The sequence below is a fragment of the Deltaproteobacteria bacterium genome (assembly GCA_009929795.1).
In the GTDB taxonomy this organism is placed as follows: Bacteria; Desulfobacterota; Desulfovibrionia; order Desulfovibrionales; family Desulfomicrobiaceae; genus RZZR01.
In genome coordinates this window covers 1-2216 of the sequence record RZZR01000281.1, presented here as the reverse complement: position 1 = coordinate 2216, position 2216 = coordinate 1, and the positions used below count along the sequence as shown (strand labels likewise).

The window sequence follows — 2216 nt, the reverse complement described above, 5'->3', positions numbered from 1 at the left end:
GCCGGGTGTATTTTTGAGTCGGGTTGAGACCTTGGAAACCAGGTCGGACAGGGAAAAAGTCTTTTCATTGTTTTTCCCGTCATGCTTTTTGGCCAAGTAATCTTCCAAATCAATGCACTGACGTCGTGTCGTCTTGACTGACATTCTGCTCGGATGATTCAAGGCCTTTCTCTGATAAAGGGCTGATGGTTCTGACATCATCATTTGACCCGTAGAAAATTTTGGAGGTATAGAGCAGCAAACATCTCCAACCCCTCCCCATCCTGCGGCCAGGGTGTGTTTGACCGTGCGCAATGCCGGAATATCCCCGGCTTTCTCGCCCTCGGCCCGCTCGGCCACGGCCAGAAAATTAGTGTGCTTGGAAACGAGGTTGTATTGAACGGCCAAATCCCTGGCCGTGTTCTCATCGGTCAGTTCCATGAGGCGCGCCGCAGCCCCCAAGCGGGGCAGAATATCTGACAGGCTTTCCGCCGAGACAAACTCGGTCATCCAGGAAAACTCCTGGCCTTCACTTTCCAGAACAAGACAGGCGTCGGAAGGGGGCGTGTCAAACCAAGCCCAGGATACCACCATGTCACCACCAAAGATCGGGGGCAGAGGTGAGGGGGCTTGGCCGACAGGCTTGTTCGATCCGAACGAAATCCGAGGTTTTTTGGCCGGGGCCATGACCATGCGTTTGAAATGCCCGAACACGGCCCGCTCAAGATCCTCGCGCAGCCCGATGAAGAGAGCCCGGCCATTGGTCTTTTGGGCCAGATCGTTCAAGACGTCCCGGGCCGGAGACGAGCCAATACCGATGGTAAAGACTCGATGATTGGCCAATTTGGCCCTGACGGCCATGTCGCCCTTGTCCCAGACCTCGCCGTCGGTCAAAATCAAGATGTCCTCGGACATCTCTTTGGGCGAAACCGATGAAATGGCCTCGTCCAGGGCAGCTTCCATCTCGGTTCCGCCAAGGTAGGCATCCATTGTTCTGGCCTTGGCCAGAGCCAGTTGGACATGCTTGGCATCGGCCGGAACTTGGCGCTGAAAAAAACACTCGGTGCTACTTCCGAACCGGATGACATTGAACCAGTCCTCGGGCCGCAAACGATCGAGGATGCGGATGAGAGCCTCCCGGGCCTGTCGGATGGAGTCTCCGAGCATGGATCCTGAACAGTCCACAACGATCTTCACACTCCGGGCCGGGGCTTGGGCTGAAAAAGTCGGAGTGAATCCCATAAGGGCCACATGTCTGTCGCCATCTTTAGCCGTGAGACCGAAGGCCGACGGCAGGTTCTCTCCAGACATGGTCAGAACCAGATCCCGGTCCATGTCCTCGACTCCCCGGACCAGACTGATCTCCAGAGTTCCATTTTTGACCGTCACTGTGGCCGGGTGGGTGGGTACGGCCAGACTGGCTGTGGCCAAAGGTCCCTCGATGGCGGCCGAAAAGCAGAACTTTGCCCCGGAGTTCAAGGTGTATTCAGGGATTTGATGCGGCTCCAGACCCAGGTCTTCGGGGTTCCCATATCTGGGAGCCAGGGTCGTTGGCAGTTCGTAGCGGAACTCCCCGGCCTTGTGGACAAGAATTTCGGCGAATTCGATTTCCACCTCGATGGTTTCCTTGGGAAGGATATTGGCCAAGTTCAAGGTGTAGAGACCATTGTCCAGGCGTTCGAGCATGATGGGGGTATCGCCTTCGGCCACGGCGTCCTCGTATTGCTCCCTGGCTTCTGATTTCTCCACGGCTTTGCCCTGAAAGCTCTTTTCGCCGATCTTCATCACAAGGCTCGTGAGCACCCCGTCCATGGGCAGGGGGAAGGTGTACACGGCCTCGATGGGCTTTTCCTCCTCGTTTCGATACGTCTGTTTGAGTCGGGTCCTGGCCAAGAGTCCGACGATGTCCAGACGGACATCCACGGCCGTGAGAACCAACGCCTCATTTTCACATTTCAGGCAGGGAGACACGGGAATGGAATACATGCTCACTCCTCCTTGTTCTTCAATTCGGCCAGAATGGCCGCCGATTGTTTGGCCAGTTCGCGAACTTGGGACGGGTCGAGTCCGGCTTGTTGCGGATCAAGGTGCAACTCCACACCGGGGCCGAGCCAGATGTGGGACCAGATCCTGACATCCCCCGGTTCCCTTGGCGGAGGAGGCAGTGGAAGGTCATCCCCATCCCGGATCATGACCTCCCGAATGCCCTCCAGAGTCATCCCGACCCCTTTCCATTT

General features: G+C 56.7%; 2 protein-coding genes. Both read right to left on the bottom strand.

Going from position 1 to position 2216, the window contains the following annotated elements; all coding sequences use genetic code 11:
* The coding region (locus EOM25_14200) for a VWA domain-containing protein (GenBank protein NCC26326.1) at positions 1 to 1965 on the bottom strand (1965 nt) is incomplete at its 3' end.
* 2 nt (positions 1966 to 1967) lie between these two features.
* Positions 1968 to 2198 carry a hypothetical protein gene (locus EOM25_14195; GenBank protein ID NCC26325.1) on the bottom strand — a complete coding sequence of 77 codons (231 nt, stop codon included), beginning with the start codon at positions 2196 to 2198 and terminating at the stop codon, positions 1968 to 1970.
* Positions 2199 to 2216 lie beyond the last annotated feature (18 nt).